This window comes from Collinsella sp. AF20-14LB, from assembly GCF_003459505.1.
Taxonomy (GTDB): Bacteria; Actinomycetota; Coriobacteriia; order Coriobacteriales; family Coriobacteriaceae; genus Collinsella.
Genome location: NZ_QRWD01000019.1, coordinates 1 through 23,551, shown reverse-complemented (window position 1 = coordinate 23,551; position 23,551 = coordinate 1). Strand labels below are relative to the sequence as shown.

The following is a 23,551-nucleotide window of genomic DNA, read 5'->3' as shown; positions in this document are numbered from 1 at the left end:
CGGCCCCCCCCGCTTTTTCATCGCGCTAGCGCTTCTTTGGGATTGACCTAAGGCGAGCGAACCATAGGGCTGCGGCACCCGAGGTCAGGAGCGCGGTGATGCAAGCGGCGATGGGAGCTGATCCTGTTGCCGGTAGGTCCTGCGGTAGGGTACAGCGTTGAATGACACGGTCCTCGTCATGTGACTCAAGTTTATCGCCGCCGCCGTTGCGGCAAAGATCGACGCGTGCGCTGTTGGTGAGTGCAGTTTGGGGTGTATAAGCCGACGTTGCCTGCATGTGCACGACTGCGCCCCGAGCATCTGTGCCAAGGATTGCTTTGGCATCGTCAAGGTCGTCGTGCTCATCTTTGAGATCATCGCGGGTCCAAGAATCCGTATCGCTTCGAGTCGTAAAGTCGGCGGCTACCGCACCGTATTCAATGCGAATGCCCGTTACGACGGTATTGGATGCAAGGTCGAGTTCTTTCGCCTCGAGTGTGGCGGATTCCGTGGTCGAGACATCCGCCTTCCAGAGGTGCCAGCCGTCGTAATCGACGAGGCGGCAATCTTCACCCAGACTCTCTTTTACTTCGTCGGACTCAAGCCAAGGATTTTCGTGCCCATCGTCAAGCGTCGCGTTTGCCGGCTCATCGACGTCTGTCGAGTCCAACGGCGTCGTGCGATACCACACGTTGCACAGACCGTTGAGGTCGCCGATGGCGACGGGGGTTTCGATTGAGACGAATCTCGCCGTATCGTCCTCGGCGCACTCAAGATCATCGGTAATCGTAAACTCATCAACCCAAGTAGCGGAATCGTTTCGAGCATCGATGGTATAGGAGAAAAGTCCGTCCGTATTGGTTTGCATCGCGGCGCGGTTTTTTCCATCGCCGTTAGCCAACAGACCCTTCCCGATAGGTTGGACAAGTTCCTGACGCTTGTCGACCTGTCCTTTGATCTCGATGGGCGCATCCTTCATCGCGACGGATTGGACTTCTCCCGTATCCTTTATTTCAAACGTTATCTCCTCGGCAAGGTCATAGGTCCGCGGAGACATCGTTTCGCGCAACGAGTAGGTGCCGGGTGCAAGATGTTCGATGCAGTGCGGCTTGTCGGATGAGGTCCAGGAGTCTATTTCGGTTTTATCGGGACCATATAAGGTGAGCTGTGCGCCTTTCACTTCCTGCTCTCCGCTTGCATCGACCTTGGAGATATCAACCTTGGTGTAATCGTCGGATACGTTAAGCCGTGCTTCCACAACGGGTGTTTTCTGGTCGGCATAGGTAAGGTCGACGATATGGTGCGTCCGGTCGAGTAAGAAGCCGGTCGGCGCTTGAGTCTCGACAACCTCGTAGCGTGCGGTGCCAGATCCCAGCGGGAGGTCGTCCGCGCGTGCTTCTCCAGTTTCATCCGTCGTGACGGTAGCGACAGTCTCACCGTCGAGCGCGGCAATGCTACCGTCGGGGCGCACGATATCACCTGAGGCACGGATCTCAAAGATGGCGCCCGCGAGGCTGCTGCCGTCTACGGCATCGGTTTTAACGATCCTGATGTTTCCGGTCGCGGCGCGGTCATAATACGAGACGATTGCAACGGGCGTTAGGTTTATATCGGCGGGTATGTTTACCTCGATCTCTCCGCCGACAAGATAGGGCTCTTTGGCCGAGGTTTCGCGTACATAATAGGTGCCCGGCACGAGCGATTCGGGCAGTGTGACGGTGCCGGTCGCGTCAGTCGTAAAGGTGTCCATTACGTTATGTGCTGGATACCAGCATGTTTGTGAGACAGGTTTGTGATTGCTGTCGAGGAGTTGGAAGGTGAATCCGGCTAGGGGAACAGAAGCGCCTGTTTGGGCATCGCGTTTTACAATCTGGAGATGCGTCGACAGAGCGTGGTTGTCCACGATATATTGAAGCTCGGCGCCGTCGGAAATCTGATTGGCCTCGACGGTCCATTCCCCCGCACGTTTAAAACCCTCGGGGACGGTTTCCGGAACCTCACGAACCGTGTAGCCGGCGCGGTCGTATGGGACGGCTCCGTGGACACCGGCTGGTCGCTTGCCTGTGCCGAACCATGCTTCGGGCTGGTCTTTGGTGGAGGCAAAGCCATAGATGTTTGTAGTCAGTGTGCCAACAACCTGCTGAGAGCTGTTGCTCACAACCTCAAAGACAACATCTCCTGCCGGCTGCTCCAGGCCGGATTGATCGCTATTGCCGTAGTCCTTGAATTTGGAAATCTCAAGGTCAAACGCAATGGGGATATCGGAAACGCGAGATTCGATCTCGACCACGCCTGAATCGCCGAGTTGGTCGGCTCCAACGGCGTAAGACCAACTGTCACCGGAGGGCAAATAGCCCTCGGGGGCTTTTGACTCATAGATGGTAAAGGTTCCTAGGGGGACATCGGTGAGGGTAGCTCGACCGTTTTCATCGGTTGTGAGGGTTTGCGCCCATCCGGGGGTGGATTGCGACACGCACGTGAACTCTGCTCCCGCAAGTGAAGCTCCAGCCTGGGGTCCGGCATTCGTCGCGGCATCGAGTTTTACGACATGCAGGGTGATGGTGCCGGGTTGTTCATCAACGGCGACCTGTCCACCGTCATTCCCCGTGGTAAAGGCGATGCGATCACGACGGGGGACATAGCCGGCCGGCGCCTTTGTTTCAACTAGGTAGTATGCCGTGTTGGGCAGAAGTGCTGCCTGCGCTCGACCGTTGCTGTCCATCTGGATGGTGCCGACACGCGCGCCGCTGGCGCTCTCAAAAACATCGAATGTTGCCCCGTCAAACTGATAAGTATTGTTTCCGCTGGTAATGGCAGCGTTTGCAGACTGCTTTTGGAAGGAAACAGAGACCGCCGGCAGTACATAGAGCATGTCTTGACGTTTGCTGCCGCCCGATACGGCTCCCAGATAGCGCCGCGCGCGGTGCGGAGCGGCTTTGATGCTTCCTGATTTTGCGCTGTCGTGGAGCCATCGCGCAGCCGCCACGACTTCATTGTCGGCGGTAAAGTGTCCACTCTTGGTTTTGCCCTGAGCGGTCGTGTAGGAGTAGGTGCCGTCGACATGGGTAGTGCCGTTGAGCATCCATACGGCAAGCTGGGTGGCGGCGCGGGCGCGATCTGGTGAAAGATGGTAACCGCCAAACGACGTGGCGGTAGGATATCCGTGACAAACGATTGCCGCGAACTCGTCGTCGAGCCACACCCAGCCTTGATCAAAGTTGAGCCATGGGCCGCCCGGCTTGGTTGGGCCGGGGCGCTCCTGGTTCATGCAGTAGGCAATCGAGGCGTCTTGAGCTTCATACTTGCCGATGAAGAAGGGCCCACAATCATCGCTAATAGTGCGGAAGCCGAGCTGGTCGTAGCCATCGACGGCAAATGCGGCTCCCGGTGCCAGGCAGCCGAAAAGCAGGAAGAGGAGCAGGAGCAGCGGGCCTGTTGCGATTGCGCTGTGGACAGAGTGCGTGGGTGCGTTGGACATGGCTGCTCCTTATCCCTCGTGCGCCGCACGGGGAGGCTGCGACGCGTAGGATGAGGCTACCCCCGAGGTTCATGCGGGTAAGTACCGGAGCCTGACCAAAAGCTTGCCCAATTCCTGACAAATTGAGCTCAAATACAACAATCAAGCAAAAGCGCAGGTAGAAGATAGGGAGAACAGGAGGTCAAAGGTCCTCATCTCCACAATTGACGCGATTTTCAAACGAATCTCCACAGCTAAAACAAGTATCACCACCCTTGTATCGAACAAGACAACCGCGTTATACTAGCCAACACACAAGCGGGCATCGCCAAGTGGTAAGGCATCAGCTTCCCAAGCTGACACTCGCGGGTTCGAGTCCCGTTGCCCGCTCCAGTTAAGAGCACAAGCACGGCACCATCACGGTGCCGTGCTTTTTTCAATAAAGTGCCGGGACTCGAACCCGACAGGGTGCGAGCGTTAAATAAACGCGAAGCGTTTATAGCGAGCAGGCAAGGTCGCCGATAGGCGACCGCAGCCGGTGCGGATTTGCGAAGCAAATACGCGGGCGTCCCGTTGCCCGCTCCAATTCCAAAATGTTAGGTTAATGCCTGCTGCCCATACTCGCACCCGCGCACGGTACAATGGTTGAGTTACGACCAACGTGCCAATAACCAAAAAGGAGCCGCTATGATCGATCGCTATACCCGCCCGGAGATGGGACATATCTTCTCCCTCGAGAACAAGTATGCCATTTGGCAGGAGATCGAGGTTCTGGCCTGCGAGGCCCAGGCGGAGCTCGGCAAGATCGGCATTTCTAAAGACGAAGCCCAGTGGATCCGCGACCATGCCAACTTTGAGAAGGCGAAGGTCGATGAGATCGAGGAGGTCACGCGCCACGATGTCATCGCCTTCCTGACCAACATGAAGGAATATATCGACGCCGATGTTCCCGAGGGCGAGCCCAAGCCTAGTCGCTGGGTTCACTACGGTATGACCAGCTCCGATCTGGGCGACACGGCCCTGTGCTACCAGCTCACCCAGGCCTGCGACCTGATCATCGAGGACGTCAAGAAACTCGGCGATATCTGCAAGCGTCGTGCCTTCGAGGAGCGCAACACGCTCTGCGCCGGCCGCACTCATGGCATCCATGCCGAGCCGATGACCTTCGGCATGAAGTTTGGCTCTTGGGCCTGGGAGCTCAAGCGCGATCTGGACCGTCTTGAGGATGCCCGCAAGAACGTTGCCTTTGGCGCTATCTCTGGTGCCGTCGGTACCTATAGTTCCATCGAGCCGTTTGTCGAGGAATATGTCTGCGAGCACCTGGGTCTGGTTCACGATCCGCTGTCCACGCAGGTCATCAGCCGCGATCACCATGCCTACCTTGCCGGCGTTCTCGCCACCACCGCGGCCACCTGCGAGCGCATCGCTACCGAGGTCCGCAATCTGCAGAAGACCGATACGCTCGAGGCCGAGGAGCCGTTCCGCAAGGGTCAAAAGGGCAGCTCCGCCATGCCGCACAAGCGCAACCCGATCACCATGGAGAAGGTATGTGGCCTGTCACGCATCGTGAAGTCCAATGCCCAGGTTGCCTTCGACAATGTCGCCCTGTGGCATGAGCGCGACATTTCGCACTCCTCTGCCGAGCGCGTCGCCCAGGCCGATAGCTTTATCGCACTCGACCACATGTTCCAGTGCCTCATCCGTGTTATCGACGGCCTGCAGCTGTATCCGGCTCGCATGATGGCCAACCTCAACAAGACTCGCGGCCTCATCTTCTCCTCCAAGGTCCTGCTGGCCCTCGTCGATACGGGCATCACCCGCGAGGATGCCTATGCTATCGTGCAGGAAAACGCCATGGCTACCTGGCACGAGGTGCAGGATTGCGTCTCCGGTCCCACCTTTAAGGAGCGTCTCGAGGCCGACCCGCGCTGTACCGTCAGCCAGGAGAAGCTCGACGAGATTTTCGATCCGTGGGATTTCCTCACCCGTATCGACACGGTCTTCGATCGCCTGGAGCAGCTCGAGTTCTAACTGATCGATTGGGGACGAAGTCAAACTGATTTGTTTACTTTCGGCCTCCGTTGAAGCTCGGCCTTTCAGCCCAAGCCCCGTTGGTAACGCGTTTATCAACGGGGCTTTTGCGTGGGAGCGTCGGGAAAGTCACACTTCAGCGGATGATGGTATATTGCAGAAATGTCGCTTGCCGTTAATTTGCCCCTTCTGGCAAACATTAGCTTGCAAGTGCTCGTTGGGGGGGGGGTATCCTTAAGCCAATTATAAGGTGTGGGAGAATGCTGCGTTTTTTCACGAGAGATTGGACTTAGGGGAATGAGAAAAGGGTTTTGGAGGATAGCCGCAGGCATCTGCGTTGCTTTAACGGCGGCAACGTTTGGGCTGACGGTGGCCGCCCCGCATGCGGATGCTGTCATGCTGGAGTCGCAGGATGGTTCCATGGGTGCATCGTTTCTCCCATACGATTCGTCTACAGGCGATGTGTGGTCAGAATTTGATGTCGCTGTTGGACAGACGGTGAAAGGAAGGCTTTCCTTTTTTAATAAAAATCACGAATGGGCGCCCATTGACCCTAGTGATATCGATATCACATCGTCTGATGAGGATATCGCTAAAGTGAGCTATAAATCACGTGATTGGGTGTTGACAATTAGTCCCACCAAAGTCGGCACAACGACTATAACCATGAAGAGCAGGGCTGACGAGAGTTTAAACGGTTCTCTTAAGATTAAGAGCGTGGCTAATGTCAATCCAATTAAGGTGAGTTTCGTATCCTATGACCAATCCGGTGCGACGACAACGACTGCAACGCTGGGTTACACGGATGATTGTCCGCAAAAATGCGGGAACACGCACTATGCATTGCTAGAGGGGACAGTTTACGTTCGCCCCAAGGACGAGACCCGTGCGGCTACATATTTTGAAATAAAGGAAGATCCCTCAAAGGATTCCAAAGTTCAGGCAAGGGTGAATTCGAATTATTATTCATATGGAACTTCTGAGCTAAGCGCTTCTTTGCAACTCGAGGCGTTGGCGAAAGATGCAAAAGAGGCCAAGGTTCTTGTCGACTATTGCAACGGCGAGACCGAGACGAAGAAGCTATGTGATGTTGTAACCGAGAATCAGGAGCCTGGATTCAATGAGCGTGGGAACAAAAAACAAAAGATGCTGGTTGGGGACAGCTCTTATCTTTCTGCCATTCTCAACGTTTCCCCAAATGAAGCACTGAAGGCATGCCAGCGTGCACATTGGGATGCGCTCGTTAGCTCTGTAACCTATTCTCTAGAAAGCAGCGATGTTGTTGAGCTTACCGATGGTGAAAACTCGTTTAAGGCAATAAAGCCTGGCACCGTTAAGGCTCATGCTCGTGATGGCCTTGGCAATGACCATCCCTTTGAGATAGAGGTTGTCGACCCTGCGGAAGTGAGCCTTTCGAAGGCTAAGTTTGTGTCGAGCGATTATACATTTCCCTGTGAGGTCAGTTCAGATAGTATATCCAAAGATTGGCTTTGGCTGGAATGTGACAGGGGGTTTGAATATCCAAAGGGCGTGCTGAGCAAAAGCGCTGAGGAATTGATGGACTCCTATGCCGGCGCAAAGTATTCTTTCACTTCAGATAATCCCGATGTCCTCGAGGTAAAAGGACCGATGTTTAATGGTGGCAGTTACTTGGGGTATTTAGTGCCTCATAGTTACGGCGATGCAACGGTTTCAATGTACTTGGGTGGTCGTCTCTGCGACACTATGACCGTTCACGTCGTCAAGCCGGGCGAGGAACCTGCAAAAACTACGGTCTCCATTACGGATGGTTACTCAACATCTATGGACAAGGGCACGACTCAGCAGTTGAAGGCAAAGGTTTCCCCTGACGATAAGGCCAGTAAGGTTGTCTGGTCCTCTTCTAACGAGAGCGTCCTTACCGTCGATGGCAACGGTCTTGTTATCGCTGTCGGTGACGGTAATGCCACGATCACGGCAACAGTTGATGGAGTCTCTGCAACCACGGATACAATTACGGTAACCACTCCGGTAGTAAGGGTCTCGAGCGTCAGTCTCAGCGCGTCGAATCTTAAGCTTGCTGTGGGCGGTGAGCCCTCGACGTTGACCGCAACGGTTGAGCCCAACAATGCAACGAATAAGAATGTGTCCTGGTCTTCGAGCGACCCGGAGGTCGCCACGGTTGCGGACGGCGTCGTGACCCCGGTCAAGGCCGGTGCTGCCACGATCACCGTTACCACTGAGGACGGCGAGTATAGCGCCACGTGCAAGGTGACGGTTATTCAACCTGCAACGGGTATCACACTCGATAAGCAGAAGGTCACGCTTGTGGGCGCTGCAACCGAGCAGCTTAAGGCAACGGTCGTTCCCGCGGAGGCTGACCAGACGGTTGTCTGGAAGTCCAGTAACGACAGCGTCGCTACGGTCGATCAAACCGGCAAAGTGACGTCTGTTTCCAAGGGCGCCGCAACCATCACTGCTTCGACCGAAGATGGCACCTATTCTCAGGATTGCGCGGTGACCGTCTCTAATCCCGCAACGAGTCTTACAGTCGATCAGTCCTCCCTCAACCTTGCGAAGAGTGAAGAAGGTACCGTAAAAGCCTCTCTTGCCGGAGCCCTAGCAGGTGAGGTCGACGAGACCAAGCTCGCTCTGGATGACACGGGTGCTTCGAAGGCGTTTAAGGTCGTCGACAACGGCGATGGCTCCTACACCGTTGTCGCCCTCAAGACCGGTTCTGGTTCATTTGTCATCACTGCAGGGTCGCTCTCCCAGACCGTTTCGGTGAGCGTGACCAATCCCGCCCAGAAGGTTGAGCTCAACAAGACGAACCTTTCCTTTACCGTAGGCGACGCCTCCGCAAAGCTCTCCGCAACGGTGACTCCTGCAGATGCAGACGATACAACGGTGAGCTGGACCTCCAGCGACTCGTCGATCGCTACGGTCAAAGACGGCGTCGTGACGCCGCTTAAGGCCGGTACCGCCACGATCACCGCCACCTGTGGTGACAAAACAACGACCTGTACCGTTACTGTAGCGGCGAGGACCATTGCGGGCGTTGCAGGTAGCGACGGAACGGACGTTAGCGTAAGCGCCGAGAACAATGCCGCTGCCGGCATTGCCCAGAACAACAGCATCTCTCTTGTGGTCGAGGAACCGACAAATCTTACCGACGCCGCCAATGCTACAATTTCCGGCCTTGAGCAGGGGAGTACCAAGGTTGCCGATAAGCTCGATATCAAGCTTCTCAAGGACGGCGAGGTTATCGAGGACTACGAAGGCATGTCCTTCATCGTCCGTGTCAAGATGACTGCCGCCATGAAGGCGCTCACCAATCTCAAGGTGCTCTACGTTGCTGAGGATGGTTCCACCCAGGCTATGGATACGTGGATCGAGGGGGACTACCTCTGCTTCCGCACGAGCCACTTCTCGACGTACGTGGTGACGGGCGAGGAGGCCAATGGGGAGCCGGCTCAGCCTACGCAGCCCGTGACGCCGTCTCAGCCTGGTCAGCAGACGACGACCAAGGTGACCAAAAAGTCTACTAAGACTACTAAGGGTGCGCTCGCCAATACGGGCGATCAGGCCCCTGCCGTCGCCTTTATTATGGCCGTTGCCGGCGCTTCGCTGATTGCCTTCGCGCTTATGCGCAAACGTCTCGAGCGTTAGGGCGCCCCTCTCGTTTAAGCGCGACCTTTCAGTCCAAGCCCTGTTGGTAACTCGTCTTACTAACGGGGCTTTTCCGTTAAAGACTTCAGCCCGTGTGTCGCGTGCAGTGCGGCGCGTCGGAAACCGCCAGATACGCGGTCGGCGCCAACGGCCTGAACGAGGCAGCGGTCGGGGGTGCATTCGGGAGCAGCTGAGCTTCGAGTAGGGTTGACCTAATTCGACCGTTTGCCGATACATTTCAACCATTGGCGCCTTGCCCGTCTTGGGCAAGGCGCTTTTTTTCGCTGCTGTATCGGCCCCCGGTAATAAAATGAACTTCACTGCTGTTTCGATGAAAGGGGGCGCGTGCCCAGACGTATCAAGCGAGCCGCCATTGTCTCGTCTGTGCTCATACTCCTTGTTGCTGTCTGTGCGGTTGCCCTGACGTATACCGCTCGAAGCAGTTCTACCTCATCGAGTGAATCCGATAAAGATCTCCCGGTGCTCAAAATCGGCGTTACGGATAACGATCCCTATGTGTATACCGATATCGCGGGCGATTACGCCGGTATCGATATCGATATCGCCCGCGAGGCTTGCAAGCGTGCGGGAATCAAGCCGCAATTCATTGACATATCTTGGAATGATCGCGATCGCCTGCTCAAAAACGGCGAGATCGATTGCCTGTGGTGCGACTATTCGCCCTGTTATCGCGAAGACGAGTATTACTGGACTGAGCCGTATCTAACCTTGACGGTTTCGGTTGCCACCAAGAAAACGAGTGGTATCAAGTCCTTGGCGTATCTCGATGGCAGCAAGACTGTTGCGGTGATTTCCGGTTCGGTGAGTGAACGCCGATTGCTTGCAGGCGATCTGGAAATCTCGTCGGACGTGCATATCAAATCATATGGCTCCGCCGAACTCTGCAAAGCCGCCCTCGTCAAGGGGTATGTTGACTGTTGGATGGCGGACGCTCGGTCGCTTGATTGCCTTGGCGCTCAGTATCCCGGCCTGTATCGTGTGTTCGCCGACAATGTTATGACGGTTGACCTGGGCGTTGCGTTTAAGGACGGCTATGAGGGGGAGTACGTCAAAAACCTCAATACCGTGCTGTTCGAGATGGATCGAGATGGCACGACTGAGCGCATTGTGGGCAAGTACAAGGCGGGGGCGACGACGGACGGGCAAGGAGCGGAATCATGACAAATGATGAGCGCCGCTTACGCCGAAAGGCATTAGTCACCGCGGCTATCTGCGTTGTGGCCAGCGCTGTCCTGTTGGGTCTGCTGTATGTGGTCGGCACGCATCGCTGTCTCGATAAAACGCTTGGGTTTGGCCAGGAAACCATGGTGTTTTTAAAAAACGCCTGCGAAAAATATGACCGATATGAACAGGGAAGAAAAACCGAGGCGACGCACAATTTGGATGCCGCGCTCGAGTCGTTTGCGACGTTCTTGCCACCTGATCACGTTGAAGTCAACGATGACCTCGTCGAGGAGTACGTCCATACCGAGCACCTTTCGGGAATGTTGGTCATGGACGCCGACAGCCATATGACCGCTCATTACGATATTGACGGTCGCGATCCGCTGATGCTGTGGCGAGAGGAGCTGGCCTGTTCGTCGGTCGCATCGATGTATCGAGGATCCAAGGTGTCCTACTCGACGGTCGTTGAGCGTCGCGATGTCGATTTTGCCGTGAGTGTTGTTCCGTACGGTGATGGCGTAGCGCTGGGGTATCGATCGCTTGCGCCCGAGCCCGCCGATGATTATTCGTATACGATCGCCGACGTGCTCGTGAACAACACATTCCATCAGAGCCCAACGGTGTTCGTGATGCGCGATATGCAAATCGTTTCTTCAAACGATTCGACCGTCGATATAGTTCTCGCCCGGCTTCTTGCCGATAGCGGAATTGATTGGAAAGACGAAGGCTTAACACGTGTCGAATATCGGGGAAGTACCTGGTATGCCGTGCGTGCGGCGTATAAGGACTATCGCCTGTTTGCGCTCTATCCCAAATCTGAGGTCATGTCGGGTAGGATTTCATTTATCGCTGCCGGCGTACTGGCGTTCCTGGTGTTTTTGGTTGTAGTGCTGTTGGTGCGTATCGTCGCCGATCGTCGCAATTTGGCCGAAAAGGACAAGCAGCTCGGCATCATCAATGCCATCAGTTCCGCGTATGAGTCGACCCTCCTGTTGCATCTCGACACGCTCGAGATCGAGGGGATTAACATGTCGCCATCGGTGGCGAAGATATTTGACGAGCACGCCGAGGCATATGACTTTTTTGCAACGGTTTGCCGAGACATTGTGAGTCCCGAAAGTCGCGAGGCGGTCATGGAGCTCTTAGATATAAAGACGCTTCGGGATCGTATGGAGGGCGTGCCGTACTTGGATGCCGAGGTACGAGACTGCCGAGGTACGTGGTATTCGCTGCAGGTTGTTCCACAGCGCCGCGATGAGCAGGGTCGACTGGAATCGGTCGTCGTGGCGACGCATAACATCTCGATGACAAAGCGCGCCGAGGAGCTTTCTTTCCAGGACAAGCTGACGGGGCTTCGCAATAGAAATTACCTTGAGTCCCTTGGCGATGACTTGGTGAACGAGTCCCTGCCCGTGAGTGTGATCATGATGGACTGCAATTTCCTCAAGCATACCAATGATCTCTATGGTCACGAAATGGGCGATGAGCTGCTACGGCGTACGGCGTCTGTATTGAGGCGAACGGCAGGCGAGAAGTTTGTGCCTATGCGCATTGGTGGCGACGAGTTCTTGCTGATTTGCCCTCACACCGATCGCGAATCCGCATGTGAAGTAGTGCAAGATCTTCGCCTCAGCCTTGCTGCTGCGAGCGATGAGGTGCTGACAGTCAGTGCGTCGTTTGGCGTCGCGACGGCAGAGGCACCCGGTTATACACTGACCGAGATTTACCACATCGCTGACCACAACATGTATCAAGAGAAACGAAAAGTCCACGCTCGGGAAGCAGATTGCTAGTATTGCTACCGCCGGTTTGCGCATTGGGGAATGTTGAATCGGTGCCCGCGATACTTTATCGGTTCGGACGGGGATAATAGACGTCTGAAATTGCTTTACGAGAGGGGAACGCAATGATTAGTTTTGATTACAAGCCTCAGGGCGTATGCGCTCGCAATATCCACCTTGACCTGTCCGATGACGGCAGCAAGGTGGTGGGCGTCGAGTTTACCGGCGGCTGCAACGGCAATCTCAAGGCTATCTCTAAGCTGGTCGAGGGTGCTCCTGCTGATCGCGTGATTGAGGTTCTTGCCGGCAATACCTGCGGCATGAAGAAGACCTCTTGCGCCGATCAGCTTACGCGCGCCATCGAGGCCGCTCGCGCAGAGATCGCCTAATGGGCACCGCTGATCGCTTTAAGAATGGAATAACGCGTCGAGGTTTTGTACTGGGTGGCGCCGCTACCGGTGCTGCTGCCGTACTGGCCGGTTGCTCGAAAAAAACGGGCACGAGTGATGATGCCGCCGGCGAGCCGCAGGTTATCAAGGACGATTCGAAGATTGTCTCGATCACTGATGAGTACGAGGCAGTCGACATCGATCTTGAGCCGGCGGCTTCATGGACATTGCCCTTGGGTACGCTGCTGTACTACTGCGATGGTGACTACGCTGCCGCGATGATGGCGCCTGCTTCTGCCCTGCATGCCAATACGCTTGGTGTGCTCAACCTGGGCGATGGCTCGCTTACCACATTAATCGAGGATCCTATCGAGGGCACGGGATATGCATTTTACGATGTCCGTGCCGGCGATGGCGTGTTTGCGTGGGTTGAGATGAACTTTGCCAATTCATCGTGGAAGCTCTACGCTCAAAATCTGTCGGGCGCTTCGCTCTCTGGCGACGTGGTTGAGCTCGATCGGGGTGGCAAGGACTATGATCCGCCGCTCTTCACAGCGTATGGGTCGTCGGTCATCTGGTATAAGATGCCCTCGTCCGGCGGCAGCAAGACGAGTAACGATTCGTACTGCTACCGTCAGTCGCCCAGCGAGTCCAAGCCTGAGACTATTTGGAAGTCGACGGGGCGCCTCGCATCCGCCCCGCGTGTGAGCGACGGCATCCTGACCATCTCGCCCCGCGTGCACAATGATGAGGGCGTCTATTACGGTATGACGGCGATCGACCTGACTGACGGCAACAACACGAAGCGAGCTCAGCTGGTGCTTCCTTCGTCGGTTTCGCCTTTCGAGGCCGTGTATATGGGCGACACCTTCGTGTTCTCCATTGAGGCGACGTATAGTGGCGTGGGCAGCTTGGGCAACATGGGCACGTATATCGGTAATGAGGGAGGGCCGTACCTCTTCCTGTCACGCGAGCCGCTCGCATGTGCGGCTGGCAAGAAGAATAAATACCTTGTTAAGGTGCAGGCATCGCATTTCCTGATCGACACCTCTGCCAAGACCTATGGCTCGCTGCTGTCGCCCGACCGCGCTTTGGAGTATGGCGATTATCCAGCTACGGCGGGAAAATCGGACTCATTCCTTACGTACGCCACGGTGCGCAACAGCCAGGGTATACCCGAGACGGTCACCGCACGCCTATTCTCTCTTTAAGCTTAGAGGGGTTAAAAAGGCGCCAACAGGGGAATAAACGTGTTGTAATTGTGAGTACCGCCCGCCGAGCTGCCGCGTCATAGTGGCATCCGGCGGGCTCAGGTGCGTTAAAATGGGCTTGTTCTTAGCTGATTGAGACAGGGGGGCCGTGTTATGGCTTCAGATGCAAAAAAGATTCTGCTGGTCGAGGATGAGAAGGCAATCCGTGACGCCGTCGCTGCCTATCTCGAGCGCGAAGGCTACTGGGTTGTGGGTGTCGGCGACGGCCAGTCCGCGATCGAGGAGTTCGAGAAGCATCAGTTTGACCTGGTCGTGCTCGACCTTATGCTCCCCAAGATCCCCGGCGAGCGCGTTTGCCGCACCATTCGCGATACCTCGGATGTCCCCATCATCATGCTGACTGCCAAGGGCGAGATCGAGGACCGTATTATCGGTCTTGAGCTCGGCGCCGACGACTATCTGATTAAGCCGTTCTCGCCGCGCGAGCTTGTCGCGCGCGTACGCGCCTTGTTCCGCCGTGCCCATCAGGCCGACGAGCCAGCCGTCGAGGTACTCGACTTCGGCGATCTGGTCATCGATATCTCGGGCCACAAGATTTTGGTCGAGGGCAAGGAAGTCGACCTGACGGCTTCCGAGTTTAAGCTGCTCACCACGCTTGCCCGTCACCCCGGTCGCGTCTACAACCGCATGGAGCTGGTCGAGAAGGTGCTCGGCTACGACTTTGAGGGCTATGAGCGCACCATCGATAGCCACGTGAAGAACCTTCGCGCCAAGCTGGGCGATGATCCCAAGAAGCCCAAGTGGCTCTACACCGTCCACGGTGTCGGCTATCGCTTCGAGGCTCCGGCCAAGACCGATAAGTCGGACGAGAAATAGGGAAATCACATATGACACCTGCGCGCTTTGAAATCGGACAAAAGCACAAGCAGGAGAGCGAGGCGGGTTCCAAGGCTAGTTGGAACACGCCTCGTTCCGATTCACGGCCAACGATGAGCTATCCCTCGCGCATGGCACTTGCTTTTGCTCTGACATCGCTCATGACGGTATTGGTGCTGGTGGGCGTGGTCTCTGTTGTGTGGGGCACGGTCTTTTCGGATTACACGCGCTCCAATATCGTCGAGATCGCCAATTCTGCTGCCGAAAAGCTTGCGACGTCGTATGAGGAAAACGGCAACTGGACTGCGGGCGAGCTGCGCACGGTCGCGACATCGAGTTTGGTATCCGACGACCTGAGTATGCAGGTCGTCAACAAGAAGGGCGTTGTCGTCTATGACGACTCATGGCCTTCGGCAAGCGCGACCGCCGATGTGCGCGAGAGCGAATCGGCGTCGAGCAGCTCGAGCGGTAAAAAAGCATCGCATAGCCCGGTCTCGTCTGCTCCAACCGACTCCGATAGCGTTGCCAACGTCGAAATCATAACGTCTTCGGGCGAGCATGTCGGACAGGTAAAGCTATGGGCCATCGGCTCCGATGCCTTGCTCACCAAGGCGGATTCTGCATTTAGGGAGAAGACCTTTAACGCCATGGCCCTCGCCGCGGTTGTTGCAATCTGCATTTCGGTCGTTATCGGATCGCTCGTGTCGCGCATGCTCACCAAGCCGATTCATCGTATTACGAGCACGGCCAAGCAAATTCGCGATGGCGATCTGTCCGCTCGTACTGGTTTGCGCGGTGATGACGAGATTGATCAGCTGGGTGAGACCTTCGATGAGATGGCCACTTCGCTCGAGAAGGATATGAAACACGAGAAGCGCCTGACCTCAGACGTGGCTCACGAACTTCGTACTCCGCTTATGGCCATGCTCGCGACAGTCGAAGCCATGCAGGATGGGGTGTATCCCACCGACGACGAGCATCTGGAAACCGTTGCATCCGAGACACGTCGCCTGGCCCGTCTGGTGCAGCAGATGCTCGATCTATCGCGCATGGAAAACAGCACAGCGCCGCTCAACCTTGAGCCGGTGGACATGGTTCCCTTCGTGCGTTCCATCGTCAACGCTCAGGAGCGCCTGTTTGTTGACCGCGATCTGCGCTTGCGCTTTGCAGATGAAACCCAGGGTCACGACGATGTCGTCGAGGCCGATCCCGACATGATCACGCAATGCGTCATCAACCTTTTGAGTAACGCCATGCGCTATACCCCCGAGGGGGGTTGGGTCGTGGTGTCGGTGCTCAGTGACCGCAAGCACGTCGATATCGCGGTTTCGGATACGGGCATCGGTATCGCCAAGGATGATTTGTCGCGCATCTTCGGTCGTTTTTGGCGTGCCGACGCCAGCCGCGCCCGCGAAGCGGGTGGCCTGGGCGTGGGTCTCGCCGTGACTAAACAGATCGTCGAGCGCCATCATGGCTACATTTCCGTGGAGTCGGAGCTTGGAAAGGGTACGACTTTTACGATTCATCTGCCTCGCGAGCACACGGCGGACGCGGCATCTACTACAATGGAGCACTAGCTTTTCGCTATTCGGTGAAGGAGGGGTTTCGTCCCTGCCGCTCCGAATTTGCGAAAACGTGCGGGAAAGAACCCGCATTACTGTCGTATTTTGGTAAGGAGTGACTCACGTGACAACGATGGAGCGTCGTCCGGATTCCCGTGGCAAGGTTCGTGATATCTACGATGCCGGTGAAAACCTGCTGATGGTCGCCACCGACCGCATTTCTGCGTTCGACTTCATTCTTCCCGACGAGATTCCGTTTAAGGGAGAGGTGCTCAACCGCATCTCGGCATTCTGGTTCGATAAGTTTGCCGACATCGTTCCCAACCACCTCGTTTCCATCGACCCGGCGGATTTCCCCGAGGAGTTTGCCGAGTATCGTGACTACCTCGCAGGCCGCGCCATGCTGGTCAAGAAGGCCCAGACGATTCCTATCGAGTGCATCGTCCGCGGCTATCTGACCGGTTCGGGCAAGAAGACCTATGACGAGAACGGCACCGTCTGCGGCATCCAGCTGCCTGAGGGCCTGACCGAGGCTTCCAAGCTTCCTGAGCCGCTGTTCACGCCGTCCACGAAGGCCGAGATCGGTGACCACGACGAGAACATCTCGTTCGAGCGTTGCTGCGAGATCGTGGGCGAGGACATCGCCACGCAGATTCGCGACCTTTCCCTCAAGATCTACAAGGCCGCTGCCGAGTACGCCGCGACCCGTGGCATCATCATTGCCGACACCAAGTTCGAGTTTGGTGTCATCGATGGCAAGGTCACGCTGATCGACGAGTGCCTCACGCCCGATTCCAGCCGTTTCTGGCCTGCTGCCAGCTACGAGGAGGGCAAGATCCAGCCCAGCTACGACAAACAATTCGTCCGCAATTGGCTCAAGGCCAACTGGGATATGACGGGGGAGACCCCGCACCTGCCCGCCGAGGTCATCGATGGCACGTCCGAGCGCTATCGCGAGGCCTTCCAGATCATCACGGGCTCCCAGTTCACAAGCATGAAGGAGAACGCATAAGTGAGTACCCGTAGCGCCACGAACAAGCGCACGCAATCCCACGAGGTTACCGGGGTTGCGCGCAAGTCCGCCGCATCTGCTAAGCCTGCCCGTCAGGCAGCGAGCTCTGTCCGCGTCGTGCCGGCTTCGTCTAAGGCACGCCGCAAAGAGCTCGAGAAGGGCGAGAACCTCGAGGGCCTCTCTAAAGAGGAGAAGCGCGCCCGCAAGGCTAAGCAGCGCGCCAAGGAGGACCGCATCTACACGGTGTCGAATATCCTTCTCAAGCAGGATGAGGACTACACCAAGCGCCGCCGTATTTGGTGGGCTGTGCTCGCTATCGGCATGGTGCTCGTCGTGGCAATCGGGGCTTCGCTCTACTTCGCTCCCGGCGGCACGGTGTCCAGTCCTGTTCAGATGGTCGGCATCGTTTTGTCCTATGTCATCATCCTGGGTGACTTTATCTACGACTTCGTTCGTATTCGTCCCTTGCGTAACATGTATCGCGCGCAGGCCGAGGGCATGTCCGAGAACAAGCTCAACGCTCTTATCGAGCGCGCAGCTGCCGAGGAGGATAAAAAGGACTCCAAGAAGAAGTAGCGTTTGCATTCACACTTATCGCTAAGATATAAGGCGCGTCGTTTTTGCGGCGCGCCTTATTATTGTCCTATAGATAGATGGAGTGGCACATGATTCGAGCTGCCCTGACGGTCGAAGAAGCTCTGGAGGGCATGAAGGCCCTGGAGCCCAAGATTAAAAACTATGCGCGCCTGGTTGTCCGCAAAGGCGTAAACGTCAAGCCCGGCCAGGAGGTTGTCGTTCAGTCTCCGGTCGAGTGCGCGCCTTTTGCCCGCGTGGTGGTCGCGGAGGCTTATGCCGCCGGCGCTGGCCACGTGACGGTCATTTGGGCCGATGATGCCGTGACGAGGCTCACGTACGAGCATGTCGATAAAAGCTATTTTGAGCAGACGCCCGAGTGGAAGCGCCTGCAGTTGGATTCCCTGGCCCAGGATGGCGCCTGCTTTATCTTTATTGAGGGTGCGGATCCTGCAGCCCTCAAGGGCATCGATCCAGCCAAGCCGGCCGCGGCATCCAAGGCGAGGAATACGCAGTGCAAAGCTTTCCGCCGTGGACTGGATTACAACATCAATCCGTGGTGCATCGCCGGCGCTCCGGTCGTGGCTTGGGCGCACGAGGTGTTCCCGGGAGACGCCGATGAGGTTGCAATCTATAAGCTATGGAATGCGATTCTGCACACCGCTCGTGCCGATGGCCAGGACCCGGAGAGCGACTGGGAGCTTCATGACGCGGCGTTCGAAAAGAACCTGCGTTTCCTGAACGACAATCGTTTTGACCGCCTGCATTACACCGCGGAAAATGGAACCGATCTGACGATTGGCATGACGAAGGGTCACGAGTGGGCCGGCGGCAAGGGCAAGACGCCCGATGGACACCCCTTCTTCCCCAACATTCCCACCGAGGAAGTCTTCACCTCGCCTGATCGTATGCGCGCCGACGGTATCGTGTACTCGGCCATGCCGCTCATTCACCACGGTAACAAGGTCGACGATTTTTGGATTAAGTTCGAGGCCGGCCGCGTAGCGGACTACGATGCCCGCGTGGGCAAGGCGACGCTTGCGAGCATCATTGACACCGATGAAGGTGCCGCTCATCTGGGTGAGGTCGCGCTTATCTCCAAGAACACGCCGATCCGTGAAAGTGGCGTTTTGTTCTATGACACGCTCTATGATGAGAACGCCAGCTGCCATCTCGCGCTAGGTGTCGGTTTCCCCGAATGTATCGAGGGTGGGTATGACATGTCCAAGGAAGAGCTCCTGGAGCATGGCGTTAACGTCTCGAGCACGCACGTCGATTTTATGATTGGCACGGACGACATCGATATTACGGGCATTACGCCTGATGGACGTGAAGTTGTGATTTTCCAGAACGGCCAATGGAGTTGGGAATAGTCCCAGACCGTGGTACAATGCCACCCGCGGGCCGTTAGCTCAGCTGGCAGAGCAGGGGACTTTTAATCCCAAGGTCCAGGGTTCGAACCCCTGACGGCCCACCATAGTTTATGCAGGTCAGAGACGGTGTTGTCTCTGACCTTTTTCTTTGTGTACCCCGCGAGTACCCAAAACGGTACCCCTCAAAACACGTGGATTCCACAATTCCATCCTGTCCGTAGGGGGCCATAGCGTCCCGATGGTCGGACGGATGGATTGTTGCTGATGCATCCATCCATCCGTCCGAAGGGGGCGGGAGACGGCTCGAGCAGAGGGTGAGCGTTCTGCTCACTTTCGATAGCCGTAGGGGCTCCTTGGGTAGCCCCAGGCTGTCGGAAGGGAGTTGAACGCTCGCGTCGGTGCGGTCGCGTGTGCCGTGCGGTTTCGATTCCCCCAACGGCTTGATTTACGCTTAAAACATCGCCACTGCCCATATATCTTTATATATATCTTTAAATAATAGGAAAGTAACGTGACGTTACACTTGCAGGCTGATTACCAGCGCTAATGTACGTCTGTCGCCTGCATCAAAGGGTGGGTCTAATAGTAACTTCACGTTACTCCCGAGTAACATGAAGTTACTATTAGGTGTAACGTGAAGTTACTCTTTGAGCAACGTGACGTTACGGTTGGGGTGTAACGTCACGTTACCATTAGACCCACCCTATAGGATGCAAACTGCCACCGCGCAGAAAAGCGCGGCGGCTGGTTAATCGTGCCACCCTTTAGACTTAACGGCGGCGAGAATCGCGGCATATCGAAGATGCATTACTCCGTCCGTAATGACGATTAGGCCTCGGTTCAAGAGCGCTTTACGAGCGCGGCAAACACTTGGCCTTTGCGTTCCAAAGAAAGACGCAAGCTCAACATCGCTTCCTTTAAGGCCTGGAACGGAATACTTCCGCCGGCGTCCATAACGCTCCCAGTAGCGTATTTGCAGCAAAATCTCGAGCTCAAGCTGACCATTTGCCACCAGATACAGCCAGCGGTCGGTCTTGTCTTTATTCAAAAGTGTGCGGGCGTCGTTCTCTGCTTTGCTCGCTTCGGCACAGATTTGTGGCGGTTCCGCTCCGCTGAGCTGTGCGAAACGTTCACGTGATATAGTGGTTTCAATTCGAATTGCATCCTGCGTGGTGTTTGGCGCCGTCGGAATCGTTACTTCCGACGGCACTTCTTTTTTGGGCGGGTCGTCGCTCACTGTTGTCACCTCCGTTTCTTTTTACCGCGTGGGCGCCCGCCGCGGGTGCCGCCTACAATCATCTTTCCGTGGCGGACCACCGTGGCGTTGATTGCGGGCAGCATAAGCCATTCATCCTCGGTGGCAAACGCGAGTCCTGCCGCTATCAGAGCGTTGACGTGCTCGGCTGCAACGGTCGACTTGCCTTGCTTGTCAAACAGCCATTGCGCCAACAGGCCATAATCGAGCGGCAATGCGTGCCCTTTGTGCCGAGACGCCAAGGAGCATAGGCCCAACCAAACACCCATATCGGCGTATGCCTTGGGGCCTCGGGCGGCGCGGAGACGCCTAAATTCTTCGCTGTTGGATATAGGCATATTGAGTTGCATGGAAGGCAGTTGCACTGACCAAGCGGCTTTGATTGCTTCTAAATTGGAAATATCGCGCCCCATTACGCCGCACCCTTATCGCGAAGGCCGCAGACACTTAGCAAGTCATCGCGATTGATCTTCCAGCATCGGCCGATCTGGACCCCTCGAATATCGTTGCGCTCGACCATGCGAATCAAGTGCTTGGCACTGATGCCCACGGCGGCTTCGGCGGTCGATGGCGTTATTAGCAATGGTAGCGAACCATACTCTCCGGCACGGAAACGCTCGACGATTGCTTGCTCTGACTTGCGCATGTTTGGTGCTCCTTTCTAGCCCGTTCTGGGCTGTTAAGACTGGGCGGCGTTTGCCGCTACAAATAGACTAAATTGGCTATGAACCCCGTGCGCACCTATTTGGTGCCAAGCGGTGCCAAATGGTGACAGGCCCTAGCGCGCGGGCTTGTTTCCTTTTTGAACCTGTGGTTACGAGGACGGGGGTTTCGCCCCGCGGGGCGCCGGGTTTTAGGGCAGAGCCCTAGCAAGCGCCGAACCGTAGGTTTCGGCGTGTACGCTACCGGGCAAAACGCAGTTTTGTACGGCAGCGTACGACTCTTGCGTATTTCAAAAAACTACCCTTACGGCCATTTCGCCCGACTTCGTCTATCCCGCTCCAAACGGTGGGTTTCCGTGCTCGGGCCCGCCTTTCGCCTTCGCCGAAAGGCGGGCCTTATGAGGGATCGTCTAGGGATGCTTTTTCAAGGTTGGCAAGCATCCATCCCATGACCTTGTCCTCATCCAGTTCGAGATAGATTCGACAACCTTCTTCGTCCCTGTTGCGATAGGGCTTCGAGCGCCTGACAACATAGCCTGCCCTTTCCAACTGGTCTGCCAAGCAGCTGGCCTCAGCGGTTTCGCCGCTTATCCTGAATTCGAGCATGGTTCACCTCCGTTTCATTGTCCCAATAGTCCGACTAGTCTTATTAGAAAACAGCTGTCTAGCTGGTCTTTTGTTCAAATAAAAGCCGATTTGCGGCTCTGAAAATAAGCGGTCGGAGCCGATGGGCGGCCGCTGTATTTTCGTGTCAAAAATCGGCACCTGAGGGCCGCAGAGGTCTATTCGCCGCTCGCTCGCAGTTCCAGTATTTCAGCCACGGGCGGTGCCGCCGTCATCGTTGCCGCCACGGCATCCATCGCCGTTCGTTTCGCCTGGGCGTTTACGCCCGTGTAAATGTTGAGCGTCATGGCGGCGTTGGCATGGCCCAGGAGCGAGGACACGGACTTGATGTCCGTCCCCGCGAGGATCGCTGCGGTAGCGAACGTGTGGCGCAGGTCGTGGAACTTGGGCGGCTCGCCCTCCGAGCCCACCAGCCCCAGCTGTCGAACCGTGACGGCCCAGTGACGCGACAGGCGCTCAGGGGCCATGAACTCTCCGTCAGGACCGCCCAACACGAACATCGACTGCTCGAATGGCACGCCCGCCTTAAAGCACTCGGCTCGCGCGGCGGTCAGGCGGCGAGTAAGGATCCCCGTGACTTCATCGGGCATGGGAATGCTCCTGCGACTTCCGCCGTTCTTGGGTTCCTTCTCGTAATGCCCGTTTTCTCCAAACCCGATGGAAGCTTTGACGTGCAGCATCTTTTGTCCGAAATCAACGTTGCGCCACCTGAGCGCAAGCAGCTCGCCACGCCGCATACCCGTGAGCAGTGCGAGGTAGATACCAACGTTTTCGGGACAATCTCGGGCGATTGAGAGGAACGTGAGCAGCCGTCCTCGCTCTCGTTCGTCCAGCGCGTTGGGCTCACGGTGACGGGCTTTAGGCACGCGCACGCAGTCCACGGGGGAGTAGTCGATCACGCGGAGCCTGCCAACGGCGTCGCGGTATGCGGCCTTGAGTAGCGTCACGCTTTTGCGAATGGTGGATGGCTTGTAGCCCTCCTCAACGGCCCAGTTAATCCAGTTCTGAGCTGCGGTTACGTCTAACGAGTCGAATTCGATGCCGCCGATTCTGCGCTCAACAAGTCGCGCGGCACCGCGGTAGTCGTAGACGGTCGAGGACTCAATTGAGCCGGATGCACTGAGCATGTCGATATAGCCGTCTAGCAGGTCTTTTACGGTCTTATGTGCCATGCTGCCGAGCTTGAGCTTCTTCTGCGCAAGATCCTCCATCTCCTCGCGCCATTCCTTCAGCTCGGCCTGGGCTGCACGTTTCGATTTGGCGGCCATGACCTTGCTGACCTGCCCGTACGTCCCGTCCCGCTTCTTAAACTTCAGGCGCCCGCGCCATCCACCGTTGCGGTATGGCAGAAGGCAGGAGGAGGTGTAGTAGCGCTTTGGCTTCATCGATACCCCACAATCGCGGTGTGTACCCGCTGCGTACCGCGCGGAGTACCCGTGTTGAATAAACCCGCTCAGGCCGTGCAGTCCGTCTAGTCGAACGAAACCGCAGGTCAGAGTTGGTGTACGGTATCACTGTCCAAGCGTTAAATCAAACGAGGTGCGGCTTTTAATCCCAAGGTCCAGGGTTCGAACCCCTGACGGCCCACCATAGAATGGAAAAGCGACTGGTGGATGCCGGCCGCTTTTTTGTTGCCGCGCCACGGGTTCGAACCCGAACTTCTCTATATATAAGAACGCTTGGCGAACAAAACCTGCCTTTTACCGACGGGAAACAAATAGCTGATGCTTTTGGAGTAAAGTGGCGCTCCAGAGATGACCGATGCCTTAACATCTATAAACCAGCTGGTCATCGCCAATATCAGAAGCCAATGCTTCAGTTTTAACCTCAGTGACGTGACTGAGGGACCTATTCATTTGTGAACAAAATATGGAGTGCGCGATTCCCGCCCACGGCGCCCCTCCGGTCTGGCAATATATCTCCTTGCCGCGCG

Annotated in this window: 17 protein-coding genes and 2 tRNA genes; 13 read left to right on the top strand and 6 right to left on the bottom strand. The window is 56.4% G+C overall.

Annotation, left to right across the window (positions count from 1 at the left end; genetic code table 11):
• Positions 1–25: 25 nt before the first annotated feature.
• Complete coding sequence (locus tag DWX63_RS09235) at positions 26–3,457, bottom strand: SpaA isopeptide-forming pilin-related protein (RefSeq protein ID WP_117843527.1); 3,432 nt, start codon at positions 3,455–3,457, stop codon at positions 26–28.
• A gap of 297 nt (positions 3,458–3,754) precedes the next feature.
• Here DWX63_RS09235 and DWX63_RS09230 point away from each other — a divergent pair.
• The 13 genes from DWX63_RS09230 (at position 3,755) to DWX63_RS09170 (ending at position 19,181) form a co-directional block, all read left to right on the top strand.
• Positions 3,755–3,829 (top strand) — tRNA-Gly (locus tag DWX63_RS09230).
• Between the two features lie 294 nt (positions 3,830–4,123).
• Positions 4,124–5,467: an adenylosuccinate lyase gene (purB, locus tag DWX63_RS09225; protein WP_117843526.1), complete on the top strand. Its 1,344-nt coding sequence runs from the start codon at positions 4,124–4,126 to the stop codon at positions 5,465–5,467.
• Between the two features lie 1,725 nt (positions 5,468–7,192).
• Entirely contained in the window at positions 7,193–9,115 is a 1,923-nt protein-coding gene (locus DWX63_RS11305) for an Ig-like domain-containing protein (protein WP_158559669.1), read from the top strand.
• A gap of 384 nt (positions 9,116–9,499) precedes the next feature.
• A complete protein-coding gene (locus DWX63_RS09215) occupies positions 9,500–10,297 on the top strand; it encodes an ABC transporter substrate-binding protein (RefSeq protein WP_158559668.1) in 798 nt (265 codons plus the stop codon).
• Entirely contained in the window at positions 10,294–12,093 is a 1,800-nt protein-coding gene (locus DWX63_RS09210; protein ID WP_117843523.1) for a diguanylate cyclase, read from the top strand. Before DWX63_RS09215 ends, DWX63_RS09210 begins: the two co-directional genes overlap by 4 nt.
• 113 nt (positions 12,094–12,206) lie before the next feature.
• Entirely contained in the window at positions 12,207–12,470 is a 264-nt protein-coding gene (locus DWX63_RS09205) for a TIGR03905 family TSCPD domain-containing protein (RefSeq protein ID WP_117843522.1), read from the top strand.
• Positions 12,470–13,681 (top strand): twin-arginine translocation signal domain-containing protein, encoded by a 1,212-nt coding sequence (locus DWX63_RS09200; protein ID WP_117843521.1) that lies wholly within the window; start codon positions 12,470–12,472, stop codon positions 13,679–13,681. Before DWX63_RS09205 ends, DWX63_RS09200 begins: the two co-directional genes overlap by 1 nt.
• A gap of 153 nt (positions 13,682–13,834) precedes the next feature.
• Positions 13,835–14,557, top strand: a complete 723-nt coding sequence (locus tag DWX63_RS09195; RefSeq protein ID WP_006236208.1) for a response regulator transcription factor — start codon at positions 13,835–13,837, stop codon at positions 14,555–14,557.
• 11 nt (positions 14,558–14,568) lie between these two features.
• Positions 14,569–16,134, top strand: a complete 1,566-nt coding sequence (locus DWX63_RS09190) for a cell wall metabolism sensor histidine kinase WalK (protein WP_117843520.1) — start codon at positions 14,569–14,571, stop codon at positions 16,132–16,134.
• Positions 16,135–16,252: 118 nt separating this feature from the next.
• Complete coding sequence (locus DWX63_RS09185) at positions 16,253–17,131, top strand: phosphoribosylaminoimidazolesuccinocarboxamide synthase (RefSeq protein ID WP_035136481.1); 879 nt, start codon at positions 16,253–16,255, stop codon at positions 17,129–17,131.
• The gene (locus DWX63_RS09180) at positions 17,132–17,707 is read left to right on the top strand and encodes a hypothetical protein (RefSeq protein WP_117655805.1); all 576 of its coding nucleotides are present in this window, start codon (positions 17,132–17,134) and stop codon (positions 17,705–17,707) included. It begins immediately after the preceding gene.
• Between the two features lie 89 nt (positions 17,708–17,796).
• On the top strand, positions 17,797–19,077 hold the full coding sequence (locus tag DWX63_RS09175) for an aminopeptidase (RefSeq protein WP_117843519.1): 1,281 nt from the start codon (positions 17,797–17,799) through the stop codon (positions 19,075–19,077).
• 28 nt (positions 19,078–19,105) lie between these two features.
• A tRNA-Lys gene (locus tag DWX63_RS09170) sits at positions 19,106–19,181 on the top strand.
• Between the two features lie 644 nt (positions 19,182–19,825).
• On the opposite strand, the gene DWX63_RS09165 is transcribed toward DWX63_RS09170, so the two are convergent.
• The 5 genes from DWX63_RS09165 to DWX63_RS09145 all read right to left on the bottom strand — a co-directional run bounded on the left by DWX63_RS09165 (position 19,826) and on the right by DWX63_RS09145 (position 22,886).
• Positions 19,826–20,314: a hypothetical protein gene (locus DWX63_RS09165; RefSeq protein WP_147336090.1), complete on the bottom strand. Its 489-nt coding sequence runs from the start codon at positions 20,312–20,314 to the stop codon at positions 19,826–19,828.
• A 5-nt stretch (positions 20,315–20,319) separates the two neighbouring features.
• On the bottom strand, positions 20,320–20,547 hold the full coding sequence (locus DWX63_RS11160) for a hypothetical protein (protein WP_147336089.1): 228 nt from the start codon (positions 20,545–20,547) through the stop codon (positions 20,320–20,322).
• 197 nt (positions 20,548–20,744) lie between these two features.
• On the bottom strand, positions 20,745–20,978 hold the full coding sequence (locus tag DWX63_RS09155; RefSeq protein WP_117843516.1) for a helix-turn-helix domain-containing protein: 234 nt from the start codon (positions 20,976–20,978) through the stop codon (positions 20,745–20,747).
• Positions 20,979–21,390: 412 nt separating this feature from the next.
• A complete protein-coding gene (locus DWX63_RS09150) occupies positions 21,391–21,600 on the bottom strand; it encodes a hypothetical protein (RefSeq protein WP_117843515.1) in 210 nt (69 codons plus the stop codon).
• 176 nt (positions 21,601–21,776) lie between these two features.
• Positions 21,777–22,886 carry a tyrosine-type recombinase/integrase gene (locus DWX63_RS09145; RefSeq protein WP_158559667.1) on the bottom strand — a complete coding sequence of 370 codons (1,110 nt, stop codon included), beginning with the start codon at positions 22,884–22,886 and terminating at the stop codon, positions 21,777–21,779.
• Positions 22,887–23,551: the final 665 nt, after the last annotated feature.